At 61.9% G+C, this 19,943-nt stretch carries 19 protein-coding genes; all 19 read right to left on the reverse strand.

The window, feature by feature from the left end:
• Position 1: 1 nt before the first annotated feature.
• Positions 2-508, reverse strand: coding sequence for a TRAP transporter small permease (locus ABCS64_RS11485; protein ID WP_418892030.1), 507 nt, complete (start codon positions 506-508; stop codon positions 2-4).
• Positions 509-688: 180 nt separating this feature from the next.
• On the reverse strand, positions 689-1,705 hold the full coding sequence (locus ABCS64_RS11490) for a TRAP transporter substrate-binding protein (protein ID WP_418892031.1): 1,017 nt from the start codon (positions 1,703-1,705) through the stop codon (positions 689-691).
• 95 nt (positions 1,706-1,800) lie between these two features.
• Entirely contained in the window at positions 1,801-2,739 is a 939-nt protein-coding gene (locus ABCS64_RS11495; RefSeq protein WP_418892032.1) for a sugar phosphate isomerase/epimerase family protein, read from the reverse strand.
• Positions 2,740-2,854: 115 nt separating this feature from the next.
• Entirely contained in the window at positions 2,855-3,829 is a 975-nt protein-coding gene (gene denD / locus ABCS64_RS11500; RefSeq protein ID WP_418892033.1) for a D-erythronate dehydrogenase, read from the reverse strand.
• 24 nt (positions 3,830-3,853) lie between these two features.
• Positions 3,854-4,831 (reverse strand): amidohydrolase family protein, encoded by a 978-nt coding sequence (locus ABCS64_RS11505; RefSeq protein WP_418892034.1) that lies wholly within the window; start codon positions 4,829-4,831, stop codon positions 3,854-3,856.
• Between the two features lie 18 nt (positions 4,832-4,849).
• Complete coding sequence (locus ABCS64_RS11510) at positions 4,850-5,839, reverse strand: DctP family TRAP transporter solute-binding subunit (protein ID WP_418892035.1); 990 nt, start codon at positions 5,837-5,839, stop codon at positions 4,850-4,852.
• Positions 5,840-5,901: 62 nt separating this feature from the next.
• Complete coding sequence (locus tag ABCS64_RS11515) at positions 5,902-6,918, reverse strand: TRAP transporter substrate-binding protein (RefSeq protein WP_418892036.1); 1,017 nt, start codon at positions 6,916-6,918, stop codon at positions 5,902-5,904.
• 33 nt (positions 6,919-6,951) lie between these two features.
• Positions 6,952-7,932 carry an amidohydrolase family protein gene (locus tag ABCS64_RS11520; protein ID WP_418892037.1) on the reverse strand — a complete coding sequence of 327 codons (981 nt, stop codon included), beginning with the start codon at positions 7,930-7,932 and terminating at the stop codon, positions 6,952-6,954.
• A gap of 192 nt (positions 7,933-8,124) precedes the next feature.
• Entirely contained in the window at positions 8,125-9,513 is a 1,389-nt protein-coding gene (fumC, locus tag ABCS64_RS11525) for a class II fumarate hydratase (protein WP_418892038.1), read from the reverse strand.
• Positions 9,514-9,606: 93 nt separating this feature from the next.
• On the reverse strand, positions 9,607-11,217 hold the full coding sequence (locus tag ABCS64_RS11530; RefSeq protein WP_418892039.1) for a J domain-containing protein: 1,611 nt from the start codon (positions 11,215-11,217) through the stop codon (positions 9,607-9,609).
• An 861-nt stretch (positions 11,218-12,078) separates the two neighbouring features.
• Entirely contained in the window at positions 12,079-13,014 is a 936-nt protein-coding gene (gene ccmI / locus ABCS64_RS11535; RefSeq protein WP_418892040.1) for a c-type cytochrome biogenesis protein CcmI, read from the reverse strand.
• On the reverse strand, positions 13,011-13,619 hold the full coding sequence (locus ABCS64_RS11540; protein WP_418892041.1) for a cytochrome c-type biogenesis protein: 609 nt from the start codon (positions 13,617-13,619) through the stop codon (positions 13,011-13,013). Before ABCS64_RS11540 ends, ccmI begins: the two co-directional genes overlap by 4 nt.
• The gene (locus ABCS64_RS11545) at positions 13,616-14,209 is read right to left on the reverse strand and encodes a redoxin family protein (RefSeq protein ID WP_418892042.1); all 594 of its coding nucleotides are present in this window, start codon (positions 14,207-14,209) and stop codon (positions 13,616-13,618) included. The genes ABCS64_RS11540 and ABCS64_RS11545 overlap by 4 nt, the downstream gene beginning before the upstream one ends.
• Positions 14,206-16,215, reverse strand: coding sequence for a heme lyase CcmF/NrfE family subunit (locus ABCS64_RS11550; RefSeq protein ID WP_418892043.1), 2,010 nt, complete (start codon positions 16,213-16,215; stop codon positions 14,206-14,208). Before ABCS64_RS11550 ends, ABCS64_RS11545 begins: the two co-directional genes overlap by 4 nt.
• 229 nt (positions 16,216-16,444) lie before the next feature.
• Complete coding sequence (gene ccmE, locus ABCS64_RS11555; RefSeq protein ID WP_418892044.1) at positions 16,445-16,912, reverse strand: cytochrome c maturation protein CcmE; 468 nt, start codon at positions 16,910-16,912, stop codon at positions 16,445-16,447.
• Complete coding sequence (ccmD, locus tag ABCS64_RS11560; protein ID WP_418892045.1) at positions 16,909-17,184, reverse strand: heme exporter protein CcmD; 276 nt, start codon at positions 17,182-17,184, stop codon at positions 16,909-16,911. The genes ccmE and ccmD overlap by 4 nt, the downstream gene beginning before the upstream one ends.
• A gap of 243 nt (positions 17,185-17,427) precedes the next feature.
• Positions 17,428-18,171, reverse strand: coding sequence for a heme ABC transporter permease CcmC (gene ccmC, locus ABCS64_RS11565; RefSeq protein ID WP_418892046.1), 744 nt, complete (start codon positions 18,169-18,171; stop codon positions 17,428-17,430).
• The gene (gene ccmB, locus ABCS64_RS11570; RefSeq protein ID WP_418892047.1) at positions 18,165-18,848 is read right to left on the reverse strand and encodes a heme exporter protein CcmB; all 684 of its coding nucleotides are present in this window, start codon (positions 18,846-18,848) and stop codon (positions 18,165-18,167) included. The genes ccmC and ccmB overlap by 7 nt, the downstream gene beginning before the upstream one ends.
• A gap of 1 nt (position 18,849) precedes the next feature.
• On the reverse strand, positions 18,850-19,491 hold the full coding sequence (gene ccmA / locus ABCS64_RS11575; RefSeq protein WP_418892048.1) for a cytochrome c biogenesis heme-transporting ATPase CcmA: 642 nt from the start codon (positions 19,489-19,491) through the stop codon (positions 18,850-18,852).
• Positions 19,492-19,943: the final 452 nt, after the last annotated feature.

Consider the following 19,943-nt stretch of genomic DNA (forward strand, 5'->3'; position numbering starts at 1 on the left):
GTTATTCTGCGGCGTTATCGCCGGAGGGCACCAGTTCTTCTTTGCTCATCCGCCCCGTCACCAGCCGCCAGAGGCCATAGGCCAGCACCAGCGCCATGCCGATACTGGAAATGAGCAGCGCAGACTGGACAATGCCCATCGGAATTCCGGTCACCGGCGCATGGTCGTCCATGCCGATGATCACCTGCTTCCAGGTGCCATGCACCAGCAGCAAGCAACACGCCAGGGTCAGGGAATCCGCCAGAAAACGGCAGATGCGCTGCCCGCGCTCACCAAGCCGGCTGACAAGACTGTTCATGCCCAGGTGGCCATGATCTTTCATAACGATCAGTGCGCCGATCAGGGTCAGCCACATGAACAGAAAGCGCGACACCTCTTCCGAGAAAACGATGCCGGAATTAAAGCCATAACGCAGCACCACGTTGCCGAATACCAGAATCGCCATGATGCCGAACATCACGACCAGCACCCATTCAACGAATCCAATCAAAGCATCAAGCCACTTCATATCCACCTCGCAACGTTTTTATCGATCTGCACCTTCCGGCATACCTTCCCAGAACCACCGGACGGCACCGTCCATCGCACCGGCGCCTCATTTTTCAGAAACCACCCATCGACAGCCTAGATAACGCTCTCCGGCCAGCGGCCTGACCGGAGCCAGGCCCGGCCTCATCGTCAGGACAGGCTAGTGGCCGCGCACCTCGGCAATTTCGCGTTGCGCCTGTTCGACGATTGACGGCCCGATATCCTGCGTATAGCGCTCGATGACGGGCTTGAGACGCTCACGCATCTTTGCCGTCTCCGCCTCGGAAACCGGCGTGACCGTCATGCCGCTTTTCTTGAGCTCCTCGACCAGCTCGGCAGTCATCTTGCGGTTTAGATGGCGCTGGAACGCGCGCCCTTCATAACAGCCTGTGCGCAGCTGCGCCTGCTCCTCAGGCGTGAGCTTGTCCCAAAAGATTTTACTGACCAGCACCAGATACGGTGCATAGGCATGATTGGTCAGGCTCAGATATTTCTGCACCTCATAAAATTTGCTCGCGTGGATGATCGGGATGGGATTTTCCTCCGCATCGATCGCCTTGGTTTCCATCGCCGAATACAGCTCGGTAAACGGCATGGGAATCGCGTTGGCGCCCAAGGCTTTAAACGAATCGATATACACCGGATTTTGCATGACACGCAGTTTGAGTCCGGACAAATCTTCCATCTTCACCACCGGATGCTTGCTGTTCGTCACCTGGCGGAAGCCGTTTTCCCAGTAGCACAGTCCCACCATGCCTTTACCCGGCGCCAGATCGAGCAGGCGCTGGCCCAGTTTGCCGTCAAGCACGGCGTCGGCCTCCTTCTCGTTCTGGAACAGCAGCGGCAAATCGAAAAGCAGGTATTCCTTGATGATCGTCGCGACCGGCGCCGAAGCAACGATCGTCATCTCCTGAACACCGCCGCGCACGGCGGCAATCATCTGCGTTTCCGAACCCAGCTGGGTGGCGGGATAAACCTTGACCTTGATTTTTCCGCCGCTCAGGCGGTTCATGATTTCAGCAAATTTAACGGACGCCTGCCCGAGCGGATGTTCGGCCGCAATTCCGTGTCCCAGGCGGATATTGCGCTTTTTGGCATTCTGCGCCACCGCCTGCGTTCCATGACAGGCCAGTGCGGCAGTGGCCAATACGACCAAAAACTTGTGGGTATGCATCATGAGGATCTCCCGATCAAAGAAGGGCAAAAACCGCGGCGCCGCGATTTGCCCTGTCAGCCAGAAACAACCACATCAAAACCCCAATACGTACCGCCTCAGCGCGGCAGCAGCGTCCGCAGATAAACCCGGTTCATCGCGCAAATGCTCAGGCTGTCGCCGCCGTAATGCTCGCACAGGAAGGCGCTGCAAAAACCATGCGCCAGAAATTTCTGGATCGCGGCGCGGTAGTTGATGATGCCCAGCGCGAGCGGCGTCGGGTACGAGAAAATCAAGCCTTTCTCCGGATCTTCAACGCGCATGTAATTCTTGACGTGCCAGTACTTGGCGTAGGGTGCCACTTTGTCGATCATCGACGACCAATGCTCGACCGGCCGGTGCAGGCGCACCAGGTTGCCGATATCGGCATTGATGCCGACGGCCGGCACATCGACGTCATTGACGAAGCGCACCGCGCCATCCGCCGTGCCGATATAGGTATCTTCATACATTTCGAGCGACACCTCAATGCCGCATTCTTCAGCATGCTTGCCCAGTTCGCGGATGCGCGCCACCGCTTTGCGGTAAGTGTCCGGGTCGTCCGGATTCTTGACGCCCTGCGCCGTCCAGAACCAGAGGGATTTTTGCTGCGCTTCCGTCAATTCCCCAAACAGGCCGAACGTCACCGACTGCGCGCCGATCTCGGCCGCGGTGTCAATCACGCGGTGGTTGTAGGCAAGATATTCATCAGCATGAACCGGGTCGATCACGCTGCTCTTGCGCGTCGTGGAAATCGCCGGAATGCTCAGCCCCAGCGCCTTGACCAGCGACATGAACTCGCGCCGCCGGTCGGGCGAAAGATCCGCCACACGCAACCAACTGTCGCTGGGGTCGAATTCGGAGAAGCCGGCATCGACCACCGTTTGCAAGGTCGCCGCCCATTGATCGACCGACTGCTTCTGCACCAGGCTGCCATCCGGCAAGATGCCGGGAAAACCGTTCATTGCCGCGGCAATCGGCCAGTTATCCCGGTTCCAGACAGGTTTTTCCTTTTTCATCATCGCCCTCCCTATTTTCCCCAATGCGGTACTTGCGTACGGCACGGCGCCCCCTCTACAGCATGACCGCATGATTCATACGCCACCGGCGCGCGCTGCGTGCCCTGTGCGCTTCTCATACACGGATACCCTGATCCTCGATATAGGCGCGAATGATCGACTCGACATCCGGGTCAGCGGAGAACCCCAGCCGATGCGCCCGTTCGTTGGTGAAACGCGCTGGCCAGGAACGCACCAGCGGCTCGATGCGCGGATCGGGCTTGACTTCGATCAGATCGGCCACCCGATCGCCGACAATTCGCCGCAGAGTGTCGATCATGTCGCCGATGACGGCCGTGCAGCCGGGAAGATTGACCACGCGCAGAATGCCCCAGGCGCTGGAGGGAAGTTCGTAGGCGTGAACGAGCGATTCGATGACCTTGCGCGGCGAGAGCAGCCACATTTCGGTATCACGCCCGACCGGACAGATGGCCGGTTGGCCATTGAGCGGTTCGCGAATGATGCCGCTGGCGAAGGAAGAGGCGGCCAGGTTGGGCTTGCCGGGGCGAACAGCGATGGTCGGCAGACGCAGGGCGCGGCCGTCGAGATACCCTTTGCGGGTATGGTCACTGATGAGGTATTCGCAAATGACCTTCTGGACGCCGTAAGAGCCTTGCGGATTGGGCGTCGTCGTATCGTCGAGCACGGCGGGCATATCACCGCCGAAGACGGCAACGGAGCTGGTGAAAACCAGGCGCGGAGGCGCCTTTTGGCGGCGGCAGGCGGCGAGAAGGGTGCGGGTGCCGTCGAGGTTGACCCTGTAACCGTGGTCAAAGTCAGCTTCGGCGCCGCCGCTGACAACGGAGGCCAGATGGAAAACGGCATCGGTATCCGTGCCCAGCAGCGCATCGATGGCTTTTTCGTCGTTCAGATCGCCCTGGACATATTTGAAACTCGTGTCGGCATCGGCCGGAAAAACCATATCGAAAAGGGTGATCTGGGAAATCGGCTGCTGCCGGCCTTCGGCGTCCGGCAGGCTGCCTTTTTTATGCAGCGCCTGGGCCAGCCGATAACCCAAAAAACCGCCACCACCTGTGATTGCAACTTTCATGATGCTCTCCTTATCAATGGTCTTCTACAACATTGCCGCAACGCACGCGCCATCCGGCGCGTTCCGCATGTGGTAAAACGCAAGCGCGTTGTCGTGCCAGATCGCCTGGCGCGCACGCGCATCGAGATGCGAAAGCGCCTGCGCCATCGCGCGCACTAAATCAGGATATCCGATGCGCAGCCCGGCAACCGGAAAATTACTGCCGAACATGCAGCGCTGCCAGCCGAAAATCGCCACGGCATCGCAGATGACGGGCAGGTTATCTTCCAGACGCCAGGGACGGTCGCGCAAACCGAGTTCGGAAAGACGAACGTACACATTGGGCAGCGCCGCCAGCGCCGCCATGCCTTGCCGCCACGCCGCCAGCCCGCGCTCGCTGCGGTCCCACGGCAGCCCGGTATGCTCCAGGACGACCGGCAGCGTCGGGAAGTCGCGCAGCACGGCCGCCGCCTCTGCCAGATGCCAGAAAGGCACGCGCAAATCCCACGCCAGACCATGCGCCTGAAGCCGCGCCAGCGCTTGCGGCCAGCGGCCATCAGCCAGGGCGCCGGGGCAATCGCGCACCTCCTCGCCAGGCGCACGCGATGTCGTCGGCTTGAAGCGGATTGAGCGCACCAGCGCGCAGGCGGCCTGCTCAGCCAGACGCTCATCGGCGTCCGGCGCCAGCAGATCGACATAAGCGACGGCGGCCTGGGGCAGGCCGCTGCTACACGCCTGCTCCGCGACCCATTGCGTTTCCGCCAACGCCTGGCTGCGCGCGCACTCGGCCTCAATATGCACGGTGGCGACGACGGGCAGGCCGCCCCAGGCGGCGCGCAGATCCGCGGGCAAAAAATTCCGGCAGAGCGGCCGATATTCACCCAGGATGAAACTCGACGCATCGTAGGCATCGCCCAGCCACGGATATGAGAGGCGCGCCAAATCCCACAGATGGTGGTGAGAATCAACGATAGCCTCGGGCAAGGCCTCTTCCGGCAGGCGGTCATTGGGCAGATCGGTCACGGCGTCCGCTCCGGGAAATCAGCGCGCAGCGGCATCAATCGCCTTGATCAGTTCATCACCGTGCTTGTCGATGAACAGCTTGCGCGTTTCATCCTTAACGATGGCCTTGATGCTCTCAACATCCGGTTTTTCGTTGATTTCCATGCCCTGCTTGCGCAATTCGGCCAGCGTCGCGGCCTCGTCCTTGGCGTTCAGATTCCGTTGAAAAATGGCCGCAGCGGCCGCTTCCTCCAGCAGAATTTTCTGATACTCCGGCTTGAGTGACTCGAATTTCTTTTTGTTCATGAACACGACCAGCGCCGTGTAGGCATGGCGCGTCAGCGAAAGATATTTCTGCACTTCGAACATCTTAGAGGAAAGCATCACATTGGGCGGGTTCTCATGCCCATCTACGGCCTTGGTCTCCAGCGCTGAAAACACCTCGGCATAAGGCATCGGCTGCGGCGCCGCGCCTAGTAGCTGGAATGCCTTGATGTGAGCCGGGTTCGGCGTCGTCCGCACTTTCAGTCCCTTGATGTCCTCGGCCTTGTTTACCGGACGGCGGCTGTTGGCGAGCGAGCGAAAACCGACTTCCCAGAAAGCCAGCCCCTTGATCTGGAAATTACCCAGCTCATCCAGCAGCGATTTGCCGATGGCTCCGTCCATCACCTTTGCCACATGCTGAGGATTCTCAAAAATATACGGGGTATCCAGCGCATTCAGGCGCGGCACGATGCCCGACAAAAACGGCGTGCCCGTCGCACCGATATCGACCGTGCCGCCGCGTACGCCGGAGACCATTGAAACATCGTTACCCAGCTGGTTGTTCGGAAAAATCTGGATTTCAACGCCACCCTGCGTGCGTTCCTTGACCTTCTTGGCAAATTCGACGGCGGCGATGTGCTGCGAATCCGAAGTGTTATGCGAATGCGAAAAGCGCAGCTTGACTGGCGCTGCCTGACTCCAGGCGGGAGCCATCAGCAAACCGAGTGAAACGGCAAAGAGGGCAAATGTCCGTCGTTTTTTCACGGCGATTTCTCCAAGGGTTTGAAACGTTCAGGTTGCGGGAATACGGCGGCGAAATCAACGGCTCATTTCGGCGCCTTGGCGATGGCGGCAAAGAATTCCTTGGCGGTTTCCTCGCCGACAATTTTTTGATATTTGGCAACGACGCTCTGCAGTTTTTCACGCATGTGCTGCCGCTCGGCATCGCTGATCTCGTTGACCTGCATCCCTTCCTTGACCAGGGCATCACGTGCTTTGGCGTTCAGGTCGCGGCTCGCCTGGCGCTGGTATAGCGTCGCTTCGCGCGCGGCTTCCTGCATCAGCGCCTTGTCCGCATCACTCAGCCTATCCCAGAATTTCTTCGAGGCAATCAGCACCTGGGCGTCGTAAGCGTGATAAGTCGTCGACAGGTATTTCTGCACCTCGTAAAACTTCTGCGCATACACGACGGTAAAGGGATTCTCCTGGGCATCGACCGCCCGGGTTTCAAGCGCACCGAACAGCTCGTTGACCGGCATCGGTACGGCGTTCGCGCCCAGCCCGTTGAACAGATCGATGTACATGTTGTTCTGCATCGTGCGCACTTTCAGTCCGGCCATATCCTCCGCCTTGACGATCGGACGCCGGCTGTTGGTGAAATTACGGAAGCCGTTTTCCCAGTAAGCCAGGCCGATTAGACCGCGCTCGGGCAGCTTGGCCAGAATGCGCTGACCGAACGGCCCGTCGAACACGGCGTCCGCCTGCTTTTCGCTGGCAAAGGAAAACGGCAGGCCGAAGACGCCAAACTCTTTGACCAGATTCGCCAGCGTCGCCGTAGACGGCGCGGTGAATTCCTGGGTGCCGCCGCGCAGCGCCGCCTGCATCTGCTGATCACTGCCCAGCTGGGCGGAAGAATAGACCGTGATCTTGATTCGGCCCTTGCTTTTGGCGCCGACCAGCTCGGCGAATTTACGCGCCCCCAGCGTCTGCGGATGCTCATCGGGCAGCGAGGTGCCGAAACGGGCCTTGATTTCCTGCGCCATGGCTGCGCCCGCGACAAGACACGTACCTGCGGCAGCAACGAGCAGCGCACTGCGTAGCATCGTCATTCTCAGCATTCCCATGAAACCTCCTGTCGTCGTCAAAATTTCATTGAATCAATGCAACCCATACAAGTCCAGCGCGTTGTCGCAAAACAGCGCCAGCCGTTGCCGGGGAGAAAAGCGGCGGGTGAGCGTCTTGAAACCTTGCCAGATGTCCGCCAGCCGCGCAACCAGCGCGTCAACCGGATAATTGCTGGCGAACAGGCAGCGATCGACGCCGAAATCGGCGATCAGCGCGTCGACAACGGGCGCCTGCTGCGCCGGCGTCCACGGCGTAGCGCGCACACCCAGTCCGGAAATCTTCACCCGGACATTGGCGCAGGAGGCCAGCGGCGCCATCGCCGCGCGCCACTGGCGCAAAGTTTCCGCATCACGAACCGCCGGCAGGCCGGCATGGTTGACGATGATCGTCGTCGCCGGAAAATCGCGCGCCAGCTCGGCCGCTTCCGCCATATGCCACCACGGCGCCTGCAATTCAAACATCAGGCCGTAGCGCGCCAGCAATGCGTATCCGCGGCGCCATGCCGGGCAGCGCATCGAACCGGGCACGTGCCAGCGGCTAGAATATTCCTCCCGCCGGGCACTGCGCGGTTTGTGGCGGACGCTCGGAATAAACCCGCGCAGTGGCGGCTCCGTGTAGGCATGCATCAGGCTTTCGGCGTCATCGCGGTCGAGCCAGATTTGTGCCGCCAGCGCCTGCGGCTTTCCGCATCGCTGCGCCAGCGAGAACATCCAGCGGGCCTCGCCGAGCGGGTCGTCCGGCGACCATTCGCCTTCCATCGTCACATGCCGCAGCACGCGGTGGGCGCCGCACGCCCGCGCGTAATCCTCCGGCAGAAAATTTTTGCAGATAGCCGCGTAATCGCCGTAGCGGAACGGGATGCGCGACGTCTGCGTCAGCCAGGGATGGGGGTTGCGCAGATCCCAGAAATGATGGTGCGCGTCGACGATCGGTAAACGATCTTCGTCGCCGGAAGATAGAAACTCTCGCCGGGCCTCGGCCAAATCCGGAAGCAGGTCGCTCCGCGTCTCCACGATTCTCCCTCCCTGGTTTGCAGTATGTGCCCGCTCATTCAGGTCACCGCAGCTGGCTTTCCCCTATTGCATGACATTGCACTTGATGCTTTGGCACAGCATTGACGGACAGCTTGGGCGCAGACGCCGCCGGAAAAAATCCGGCGGTCATCCGCCCCATTTCATCATTCCGTCATTCCATCATTCCACGGCTTATTTTGGATGCACCATCTCTTCGGGCTTGACCAGCACGTCAAACTCTTCACCGGAGAGCAGGCCCAGCTCGATGGCGGTCTCGCGCAGTGATTTTGCGTTCTGGTACGCGGTTTTCGCCACTTTCGCCGCGTTTTCATAGCCGATCTTGCGGTTCAGCGCGGTGACCAGCATCAGCGAGTGATGCAGGAAGTAGTCGATCCGCTCCGGCACGGGTTCGATGCCGGCGGCGCAGTTCTCGTTAAAGCTGTTGCAGGCATCGCCAAGCAGGCGGATCGATTGCAGCAGGTTATAAACGATGACCGGCATATAGACGTTCAGCTCGAAATTGCCGGAAGCGCCCGACAGGTTGATGGTGACGTCGTTGCCGAAGACCTGGCAGCAAACCATCGACAGCGCCTCGCACTGGGTCGGGTTGACCTTGCCCGGCATGATGGACGAGCCCGGCTCATTTTCCGGAATCTTGATTTCACCGAGGCCGCAGCGCGGGCCGGACGCGAGCCAGCGCACGTCGTTGGCGATTTTATTGAGGCTGGCGGCAAGCGTTTTCAGCGCGCCGGACGCGAAGACGGCGGCATCGCGCCCGCCGAGCGCTTCGAATTTGTTGGGCGCGGTAACGAACGGCAGGCCGGACAGATCGGCGAGCTGCTTGGCGACTTTGACGGCGTAATCGGGGTGGCTATTGAGGCCAGTGCCGACGGCGGTGCCGCCGAGCGGCAGTTCATAGAGCCCTTTCAGCGCATCTTGCAGGCGGGTAAGGCCGTGGTCAAGCTGGCTGACGTAGCCGGAAAATTCCTGGCCAAGGGTCAGCGGCGTGGCGTCTTGCAGGTGGGTGCGGCCGATTTTGACGATGCCGGCGAAGGCTTTCGCCTTGCCATCGAGCGTATCGCGCAATGCTTTCACGGCCGGAATGAGCAGGCGGTTGATTTCCTGCGCGGCGGCAACGTGAATGGCGGCCGGAAAAACGTCATTCGTCGATTGCGCGTGATTAACATGGTCGTTCGGATGCACCGGCTTGTAAGCGGCAAAGCCGGTGCCGGCCAGCTCATTGGCGCGGTTGGCCAACACCTCGTTCATATTCATGTTCGACTGCGTGCCGGAGCCGGTCTGCCAGACGACAAGCGGGAATTGCGCATCCAGCTTGCCGGCGAGCACGTCATCGGCGGCGCGAACGATCAAATCCGCCTGTTCCGGCTGGATGCGACCCAGCCCGGCGTTGGTCTGCGCGGCGGCTTTCTTGATCAGCGCCAGCGCATAAATCAGCGGCTTGGGCAGCGTTTCGCCGCCAATCTTGAAATTCTCGACGCTGCGCTGAGTCTGTGCGCCCCAGTAAGCCTCGGAAGGCACTTGAACTTCACCCATCGTGTCGTGCTCGGTACGGGTACTCATGACGCTCTCCTTGTGATGACAATGTGAAGGATAAAACCGCAGCGCAGTATAAGCAGGGCGCAGGCGGGACGCCAGTGTCAGGCGCTTGACGGATTACTTCGATGACTTTGACTGCCTCGCGGATCCCGCCGCGTCGATTTCCGCTGCGGCCATCCGGCGGGCGCGAACGGGATCGCGCCCCTGCCGGATGTAATTCTGCGTGCGCACATTGACGCGCTCGGCCAGCTCGCGGTCATAGCGCGGATGCCGAGGATCGAGCTGCGGGTAGCGCGCCTGCGTTTCGGCGACCACCGCATCGAACTGCTCTTTTCTGATCTGCATCGAGCGCGCCGCCGCCTCGGCGACAAGCTTCTGGCGCGCCGCCTGATCAGCCCTCTGCTGTTCGGAGAGCGGTGCGTCCTGCGAATGCATGGCCTGCCGCATTTCGACGCTGCGTTCATAAAGCGCCCCAGGCAGCGACAAGATAATAAACAAAAGGAGGTAGCCCAGGCAGCCCATCCAGCTGGCGCCGCCATCCTCACGCAGTTGCGCCAGCGCCTGCCGGCGCGGATAGAGCAGCACCTTTCTGATGCGCTGGCGCGCATGTTCAAAGTAGATGCGGTCAGCGAAGAATCCTATGGGAATAGCGATAGCCGTCCAGAGCTTGTCACTGATGAGGAAACCAAATTTCAATTCGGCGAAGATCTGAATCCAGTCAAAGAGCACCGCCGCCGCGATAGCGATCAGCATGTAGCGCGACATACGCCGATACGCCAGCCAGAGGATGCCGCCAAAGAACCCGCCCAAATTGAAACGCCACCCTCCGGCGGCGGAAGGGTCATTGTGAAAACGCTTGAAGGCCGACAGATAACGGCGCATCGCTCTTTCGCGGTGAAACGCCCAGCTTTCGCCCAGCAGCAGGCGCCAGACCAGCGTCAAGATCAGGGCAGCCACGCCGCCGATGAGCAGCCAACCGCCTCGGGGAAACAGGAAGCTGACGAGCAACAGAACAAACGCCAGAACATAGCCGGAAAGGCTCTTTTTAAACCGCGCCAGATGTTTTTGATAAGTCGCTTCATCCATGTGCGCATCGGCAGACCGGCCGCCGATCACCGCCACATAATAAGGCTTGATCTGCGACCATTCCGCCAGCTCGATCGCCTCGGGAAGCTCCGCCCCCGACGACCGGGAATAGCGCAGCCGGTCGCTCGTAACATTCTGCTGATTTTCGGTGTTCTGGCTGTGCTGGCGGCGTTTTTGCCGCGTATATTCGTCAACCGCCCTGACGACGCTGCCCGGGCAACCCAGGCTTTCCAGTATTTTCAGGCGCTGGCTGCCGCGATAACCTTTATGCTTGAGTTCCGCCGACAAAGTCAGCATCTGTTCAAAAAACAGGCGCGCAGCCTCCGATTCCTTCAATCCCGTGCTGAAAGCGAGCACCTTGTCTGCGCGCCGGCCCACGCCGCGCGCGCCGGCTGCGCCGGAAATTTGTCCTGTCGCCCGCCAGACATCGTATTCCGCGCGCTGCGCCGGATCAGACAGCGTTTTATACGCCGCACCGATTCTCCGGAAGCGTTCCTCCGTCTCGGCCAGGCCTTCTCCCACATGACGCGAGGGGTGCCAGCGCATCGCCTCGCGGCGATAGGCATTCCGAATTCCAGTCGCGTCCGCATCCGGCGGGACGCCGAGGATTTCGTACCAGTTTTGTGATGCCGCATCGGCCACATCGTCCTCCCTTTTTTCACCTGATTATCCTCGTGAATTTATGCAAGATCAATTGGGCGACGGCATGCGAATGCCCGCCGCGCGCTTTTCGGCACGAGGCAGCTCGCCAGTCCTGATATTGGGGGCATCTCCGAGTATTGAGAGCGTCTGAAGGCGGCGCCTCTGAACCCCTTATAAACAGGGCATCTCCCGGCACCCTGCCCTGGAGCCCTTTATTTATAAGTGTTCCAGAGGCACCTGCCCGGAAACGCCCTATCCACACGGGGTTGCTGGCAGCCCTTTTTAAAAGCCAGACAATTTATAGCGGCTCGACTTTGCCAAAAGACAAGGCGGCGAGTCGCAGACAGTACGAGCAGTACGGCAAGGCGAGCCAACGCCGTATTTTGGCGAAGGAAGCCGCTATAGCTCGACGTTGCCAAAGACAAGGCGGTAAGCCGCTGACAGTACGAGTAGTACGGCAAGGCAAGGCCAACACAGCAACGCCGTATTTTGGCAAAGGAAGCCGTTATTTCAGGGTGGCGCGGGGCGGCTTGGCGGAAATAAGGGCTTGATTGTCTGAGCGTAAGCGAGTTAATCAAGCCCGCCGCACAAGTACCACTCCAACCCGCGACAAGGAGTCGTCTGCGCCTGGGGTCGCGTTTCTTTGCTGACTTTCTTTGGCGAGATAAGGAAAAAAGGTAGGAAAGTCAGCGGGGCGCGCTGCCGCTCAGCGCAACGGCATCAAGAGAAGTCTCGTGGGTGGAAGTCAGTACGCATGCTTTAGTAATTCTTATTTTTTAGTTTCAGGATACCTGCCCGCTAGCCCACGTATTTAGGGCATCTCCAAGGTGGATGCTCTGAAGCCCTTTATCCACGCGGGTTTCAGAGGGGCGCCCACCTGGAGGGATGTGGGCGTTTATCCGAAGCCGCCGGCGACGTTGCATTTGCCGCCTGCCGCATTTTCTCCTGTGCGGCCTGCAAGGATTTTTCGAGCATGACCGCCTCGTCCGAGCTGGTTTCAAGCAGCGGCAGCAGGCGCTGCCAGTGCGCGATCGCCGCTGCGAAATCGCCACGCTCGTTCGCAGCGAGACCGGCCAGGAACAAAGCCTGCGGTTGCTGCGGGTCAAGTTTGAGCGCGGCGTCGATCAGCGCCTCGGCGCGCGAACCGACCACGCCGCCCTCCGCCCGGATCAGCGCATAGGCATACTCGGCAAGCAGCGCCGGGTCGCCATCGACCCGCGCACGGCCTTTTTCAAAAGCCTCGGCGGCTTCGGGGAAACGCCCCAGCACTTCGTAGGCGCGGGCGAGCGCCAGCCATCCCTCGGCATCACCGGGGTTGGCCTTGAGCTGCGCGACGCGCCGAGCAAGCGCTGCCGTATCCTGCCGCGCGGCAGGCGGCGGCGTCAATGCCTGCGGATTACCGATCCCTACGTAGATCAACACCGCCGCCAGCGGCATCGCCGCGGCAAGCGCCCACGCACTGCGCCCGCTCAGGCCGCGCGATGCGGCGTCAGGCGCCGCCCCGACGGCCGTTGCAGCCGTCGCATCCATTTCATCCGTTTCATTTATTTCCGCCAATACACGCCGTCGCAAATCTTCCCGCGCCGGGTCGAAATCTTCCGCACTCAGCAGCCCGGCAGCCCGGTCGCGCGCCAGCGCCTGCCATTGGCTGCGGTAAATTTCGAGGCCCGCCGGCGCCGATTCTGACGTCCGCTCTGACGCCCGCTCCGGCAAGCGCGCCCAAGGGCGCAACAGAACAGCCACGACCACCAGCGTCAGTGCGGCCGTCAGCACAATAAACAGCACAACGGCGCTCATCGTTCTTTCTCCACGCGATCACTGCCTTCATCGGCCAGAAGCCGGTCGGCGCGCTGCCGGTCGGCGGTGTTCAGCGGCGCTTCGGCAGCATGCCGCTGACGGCGGAGCACAACGAGCAAGAGGCCCAGCCCGCCCACTAGCCACAGAAACGGCCCCACCCAAAGCAGCCAGGTCGAGGGTTTGAACGGCGGTTGGTAGCGAATGAAGTCGCCATAACGGCTGACCATGAAATCGACGATTTCCCCATCGCTCTTGCCTGCCGCGATCATGGCCAGAATTTCGCGGCGCAGATCCCTGGCCAAACCGGCTTGCGACGCGGCCAGCGATTCGTTCTGGCAGACGAGGCAGCGCAGTCCGGACGAAATCGCCGCCAGCCGTTCTTCGGCCGCATCCGCGGCGCTCCGTTCTGCCCTTGGCACGGCGGCCGCCGATGCGCCGGCATCCGCGGCATGGGCATAGGCAGCATACGCGACAGATGCGGTCAGGCCGCAGCATAATGCGGCGCAAAACAGGGCGCCGCGGCGGAATGGACGCAGGAGGCGCAGGAATGAACGCAGAAGGCATAAGGAGCGCAGGCAATCATGCCGCATCGATCGGCCGCTCATCGTGACAGCGCCTCGACCAGCGGCAAAATCTTGTCGGCAAGAACCGCCGCCGTCAGCGGGCCGGCGTGCCTGAAGCGGATAACGCCCGCCCTGTCGATGACGTAGGTTTCCGGCACGCCATATACGCCGTAGTCCATGCCGACGCGCCCGTCGAGATCGAGGACGGACAGCACATAGGGGTCGCCGTGGCGCCGTAACCAGTCAGTGGCGCGCGTCGCCGCCAGCGCCGCTTCTGCAGCCGGCGTCATCGTGCTCATATCGGCGCCAGCATCGCCGCGCACCTCCTGATAGTTCAATCCCACCAGCGTCAGCGCCCGATGCCGGCGCATATCGAGCAGCACGGAATGCTCCTGACGGCAGGCGGAACACCAAGTCGCCCAGACGTTGAGCAGCCAGACCTTGCCGCGCATGGCGCGCGGCGAGAAATGTTCGCCGCCGCCCAGCCTCGGCAGCGAAAAATCCGGCGCCGGGCGGCCGATCAGCGGCGAAGGCACAGCCTGCGGATCGTGCTTCAGACCAGCGGCCAGCAGCCCGGCAAGCACGAGGAAGCCGAACAGCGGCCAGGCGAGGATACCGACCCACCGGTTCATCGCCCACCCGCCCGTGTTTTCCGGGGACAGCGCGGCTCGCCGCCGACACGGTGACGGCGATCGCGTATCGCCAGCAAACCGCCGAGCGCCATCAGCACGCAGCCGCCCCAAATCCAGTTGACGAAGGGCTTGTACTGGATGCGCAGCACCCAGGCCCCGTCGATCTGCCCGCGTTCGACCGGCTCATCCAGCGAGACATACACGTCGCGCAGCCAACCCGAGTCGATCGCCGCTTCCGTCATCCACATGCCGGAAGCCGGATAAAAACGCTTTTCCGGCGCAAGCCGGCGGAACACGAGGCCATGACGCAGCAGATCGACCGCGCCCGCCAGCGTCTGGTAATTTTCGCCCGGGACTTGACGAACACCCTGAAAGCGAAATTCGTAGCCCGCCAGGGCCACACGCTCACCCGGCGTCAGGCGGACTTCACGCTCGATCTGATAACCATTGACCAACGCCACGCCGACGACGAATACCGCAACGCCCATATGCGCCAGATGCATGCCGAGAAAAGCGGCCGGCAGCGCCAGAGGCCCGGTACGCGCGACATGCGCGGCACGCACGGCACGGAAGCGCTGCACGATATCAAGCAACGCGGTCATGACGATCCCGGCCGCCAGCAGCATGCTCAGCGCCACCCACGGCTTCCACGGCGCTGCGCCGCCGCCCAGCCGCGCGGCCAGCAGGCTGGCGGCGAGCGCGAACACCGCCGAGGCCGCCAGCGGGGCGCACAGCGCACGCGCCAGATCGGCCACGCGCGTGCGCTTCCAGCGGACCCACGGTGACACGCCGATCAGAAAGAGCGCAGGCATCATCAGCGGGACAAAAACCGCTTCAAAATACGGCGGCCCGACGGAAATTCGGCCCCACCCGAGCGTATCGGCGAGCAACGGGTAAAGTGTACCGAGCAGCACCGAGCCGCAGGCGGCCGTGAGCAACACGTTGTTGATCAGCAGCAGCGACTCGCGCGAGCATGGCGCAAAACCACCGGCCGACCCGGTCTTGCGCGCACGCCAGGCAAACAGCGCCAACGCGCCGCCGGTCAGAATGACGAGCAGCGCCAGGATGAATACGCCGCGGCGCGGATCGATCGCGAAGGCATGTACCGAACTGAGCACGCCGGAGCGGACGAGGAAGGCGCCGAGCAGCGCGAGTGAGAACGTTGAAATCGCCAGTAAAACCGTCCAGTTTCTGAAACCGCCGCTTTTTTCCGTCACAGCCAGCGAGTGCAGTAGCGCCGTGCCAGCCAGCCAGGGCATCAGTGCGGCATTCTCCACCGGGTCCCAAAACCACCAGCCGCCCCAGCCGAGTTCGTAGTACGCCCATCGTGAGCCGAGTGCGATGCCGAGCGTCAGGAAGACCCAGGCGGCGAGCGTCCACGGCCGCGACCCGTGCGCCCAGACCATATCGAGCCGTCCGGCAAGCAGTGCGGCAAGCGCAAAAGCATACGCAACCGAAAAGCCGGCATAGCCCATGTAGAGCATCGGCGGATGCAGGATCAGTCCCGGATCCTGCAACAGCGGATTGAGCTCACGCCCTTCGGCGGCGGCAGGCAGCAGGCGCACAAACGGATTGGATGCGAACAGGGTGAAGGCGAGGAATCCGGCCATCACCAGCCCCAGCACGCCGATGACGCGGGCGGCCATCGCCGCCGGCAGGCGCTGCGCACTACGGGCGACCGCGCCGCCCCACAGGCCAAGCATCGTCACCCACAGCAGCAGCGAGCCTTCATGCCCGCCCCAGACGCCCGCGACACGATACGGCAGCGGCAGGCGCGTATTGGAGTGCTGCGCCACGCAGGCGACGCTAAAGTCATTGAAAACAAACGCGGCCGTCAGGCAGCCAAACGCAATCAGCAACAGCCATGTCAACACCTGCGCCGCCGGCCGCGCCAATGCCATCCAGTCCGCCCGCCCGTACTGCGCGCCGAGGAGCGGCAATGTCCCCTGCACGAGGGCGGTGCACAGCGCGAGAATGAGTGCAAAGTGCCCAAACTCCGGGATCATGCCGCCCCCGCCACCAACCGCCGCTTCGGCACAACGCCCGGTAAATTGCCGCCAGAAAGGCCGGCATAAAAGCAGCGGCAGCGGCGGGCGACCGCCTGCGCTGAACCGGTGCTCCCCGCCCGCGCGCCAGCCTTTCCGGAACCTGCCGGTTCCGAAAACAGGGAAATGCCCGGCTCCGGTGCGTTCTTCCGCGTATCTGGCGCATCCCTGCCGCGCTCGCCCGCACGCTTCATGGGGACATCACCGACGGCAAGGTCTGCCCGGCCTTCTCGCGCGGCATCTGCCCGCCGCCCATGATCTGTGCGGCTTCCGGCGGCGTGTAATTTTCATCGTGTTTGGCGAGCACTTCGGACGCCACCAATACCCCGCCATCGAGCCGCCCCTGAACGACCGTGCCTTTTCCTTCCCTGAACAGATCGGGCAGGATGCCCTGATAGCGCACAGGCACATCGTGCGTCCTATCGGTGATGACGAAAGAGATCGTCACGCCATCGGCCTCGCGCCGGAGCGTTTTTTCCTTGACCAGACCGCCGAGACGAAACGTCCCGCCGCCTGGCGCCTCACCCGCAATCACCTGCGAGGGGGAGAAAAAGAAGACGAGGTTGCTGCGCAAGGCATTGAGCACGAGCGCGGCGATCAGCCCGAGCACGCCCAGACCGGCAAATATCAGCAGCAGGCGTTGCCGGCGCGGATTCAAAGGTGCGCCTCGCCGGTGGAAGATGGGGATTGCCCGCCGGCCTGCGGTCTGGAAATGCCAATACGAACGTCGGGATAGCCGCTGGCCGCAGCTTCGCGTCCTGATCCTCCTCGTGCCCAGTGGCGGCGCAGACGGGCGATCAAGCGCCTGTGGGCGCGCACAAGCAGCAGCGGTTCGAGCGTCATGACCAGCGCCATGACGGCGAATGAACCCCAAACGTAAACGCCATGCCTGCCCATGGCGAGAAAATCGGCAAAACTATGCCAGTGCATATCCGCGCTCCGTGTATGCCTTCCCCGATCCCGTATGTTTATTCGGTTTTTTCCGTGCTTTCCGCATTTTCCATATTCCCGGCCGTTGTGTATTTGCCACCGTTTTTGCCGCCGTGCTTTCCCGCGTCTTCCTATCTCCACCGCCGGCCGACCCGACATCCCGGATGCCCGGAATCCCCAAACCGCGTACAGCCCACGCATTCACTGCGCGTGCGCGATTACCTTGCATCCTCCGGCCTGTTGTCACAAATCGTACTCCAGCATCTCGCGCACCCACGGCGCATGCGGCTCGCGTTCGAGCATGAGCCTGCGCACACGCATCAGCGCGACGGCCAGCGAATACATCCAGCAAGCCAGCGCGCAGAGCAGTATGCCGGTGAACATCACACCGGCCAGGGAAGATTTCTGGAGATTGATCGTCGCCCCTTGATGCAGCGTATTCCACCACCTGACTGAAAAGTAGATGATCGGAATATTCACCACGCCCGCCAGCGCCAGAATTGCGCCCGCCCGATCGGCGCGATGCGGGTCGTCGATAGCGGCCTGGAGCGCAATGAAGCCGATGTACAGAAACAGCAGGATCAGTTCCGAAGTCAGGCGGGCGTCCCACACCCACCACGTTCCCCACATCGGCTTGCCCCACAGCGCCCCCGTCCACAGCGAAAGAAAGGCGAACAGCGCGCCCGTCGGCGCCAGCGCCTGAGCCATCATCGCCGGCAGGCGGGCGTTGAAAGCCAGCCCCAGTCCGGCCCAGAAAGCCATCGCCAGATAGATGAACATCGACAGCCACGAAGCCGGCACATGCAGGAAAATGATGCGATAGCCCTCGCCCTGCTGCGCATCAGCCGGCGCGATCAGAAAACCGACCGCCAGACCGGCGATACCGAACAGCGCCGCCAGCGCCCAAAACCACGGAATCATCCGGCCAGCGAGCAGATAAACGCTTTGCGGACTCATCAAACAGTCAATATTGAAGCCTTTCAGCATGAATCCGGCGACTCCAAAGCAATGCGGACAGCGGCGGCGGCAGGCCAGGGCGCAAAAAACACGCCGCCCAGCGACAAGGCCGCCAGCAGCGAAAGATGCGCTTTGGCGCCGACACCGGACACGGCGGCCTCCACGGCGCCCGTCCCAAATAGTAGCACCGGGACATAGAGCGGCAGCACCAGCAGCGAGAGCAGAATACCGCCGCCGCGCACGCCCAGCGTCAACGCCGCGCCGATGGCGCCGAGGGCGGACAGCGCCGGTGTGCCGATCAACAGCGAAAGCGTCAGCGTCCATGAAGCTTCCGGGGAAATGCCGAACGGCACGCCCAGCGCCGGCGCCAGCAGGCTCAGCGGCAGCCCGGAAACCAGCCAGTGCGCAAGTGTTTTGCCCAGCACGACCAGCGCCAGCGGCTGCGGCAGCAGCGCCAGCTGTTCCAGCGTGCCATCGCGAAAATCCTCGGCAAACAGGCGCGGCAAAGAAAGCAGCACCGCCAGCAAGGCCGCCACCCACAGCGCACCGGGCGCCATCCGGCGCAAAAGCATTGGTTCCGGCCCGATGCCGAGCGGAAACAGACTGACGACGACAATAAAAAAACACAGCGTCTGCGCCGCGTCGGTCCGCCGGCGCAGCGCCAGGCGCAGGTCGCGCCGGATCAGTGAAAAGAGGAAGCCGGTCATCTCACGCCCCCAGCGTCAGCCGCCTGGCTGCCGTTACGGGCATATCGACGGTCTGATGCGTAGTCAGCACCACCACGCCGCCGCATCGCACATGGCGGCCGATCAATGCCGCGACGCACCCCGTGGCCGCAGCATCCAGCGCGGCGAAAGGTTCATCGAGCAGCCAGAGCGGCTGCCGCGCGCAAGCCAGCCGCGCCAGCGCCACACGCCGCCGCTGGCCCTGCGACAAGCGGCCACAGGGAATTTCTTCCGTTTCCCCCGTCAGGCCAAGCTGCGCCAGGGCATCACGCGCCGCCGCCCCATCCAGCCGGATTCCGGCCAGATGCGCCGCCATCCGCACATTCTCCAGCGGCGTCAGTTCATTCTTGAGGGCATCCCGATGGCCGATGAGGCACAGCTCACGGCGAAAATCCACGCCCAGCCGCGCAATCGGCACGCCCCGCCAGCGGATTTCACCAGCCACCGGTAGCAACAGCCCGCACAGCAGGCGCAACAGACTCGTTTTTCCGCTGCCGTTGTCTCCCTGCACCTGTAGCAATTCGCCGTCCGTCAGACGAAAGGACAAGTCGCGGAATAGACGGTGCCCGCCGCGAATGCATTCCAGGCCGAAAACGTCGAGCATGAGGAAAATCAGAGAAATCAAATAGCAAAATCACGAAAATGCGCCACTGTCCGCTACGGATGGCGGGGCCGTATGGGCTGAGCAATTCAAGCGACACGACCGGCGCGACAAAGCAGCTAGCACCTAACAAATGCAGAAGGAAGTAAGTGTATATTAATCCAGCCCAGACCCGCTTCCAGCCGCAATCTCGCTTCGGGTCGCGGCATCCGCTTACTGCGCCTGTAATCAGAAAAACATATGCCGACGATTATGGCAAAACAGCACGACCCGGATTCTCACTCCATACGCCGCACCGCACACTGGACAAAACGCACGAAAAACGATCAAGACTATTGACAATCAACTACCAAAGTTTGAGAATAAATCTCAATACTATTTGATTTTGTAACCGTCCGTCCCGTCTATGGTTTCAGAATGCTACTAACCCCCCGAACTTTTTTTCTATATCCTCGTTCCCTAGGTACTGCCCTATG

This window comes from Dentiradicibacter hellwigii, from assembly GCF_041770905.1.
GTDB classification, from domain to species: Bacteria; Pseudomonadota; Gammaproteobacteria; order Burkholderiales; family Rhodocyclaceae; genus Propionivibrio; species Propionivibrio hellwigii.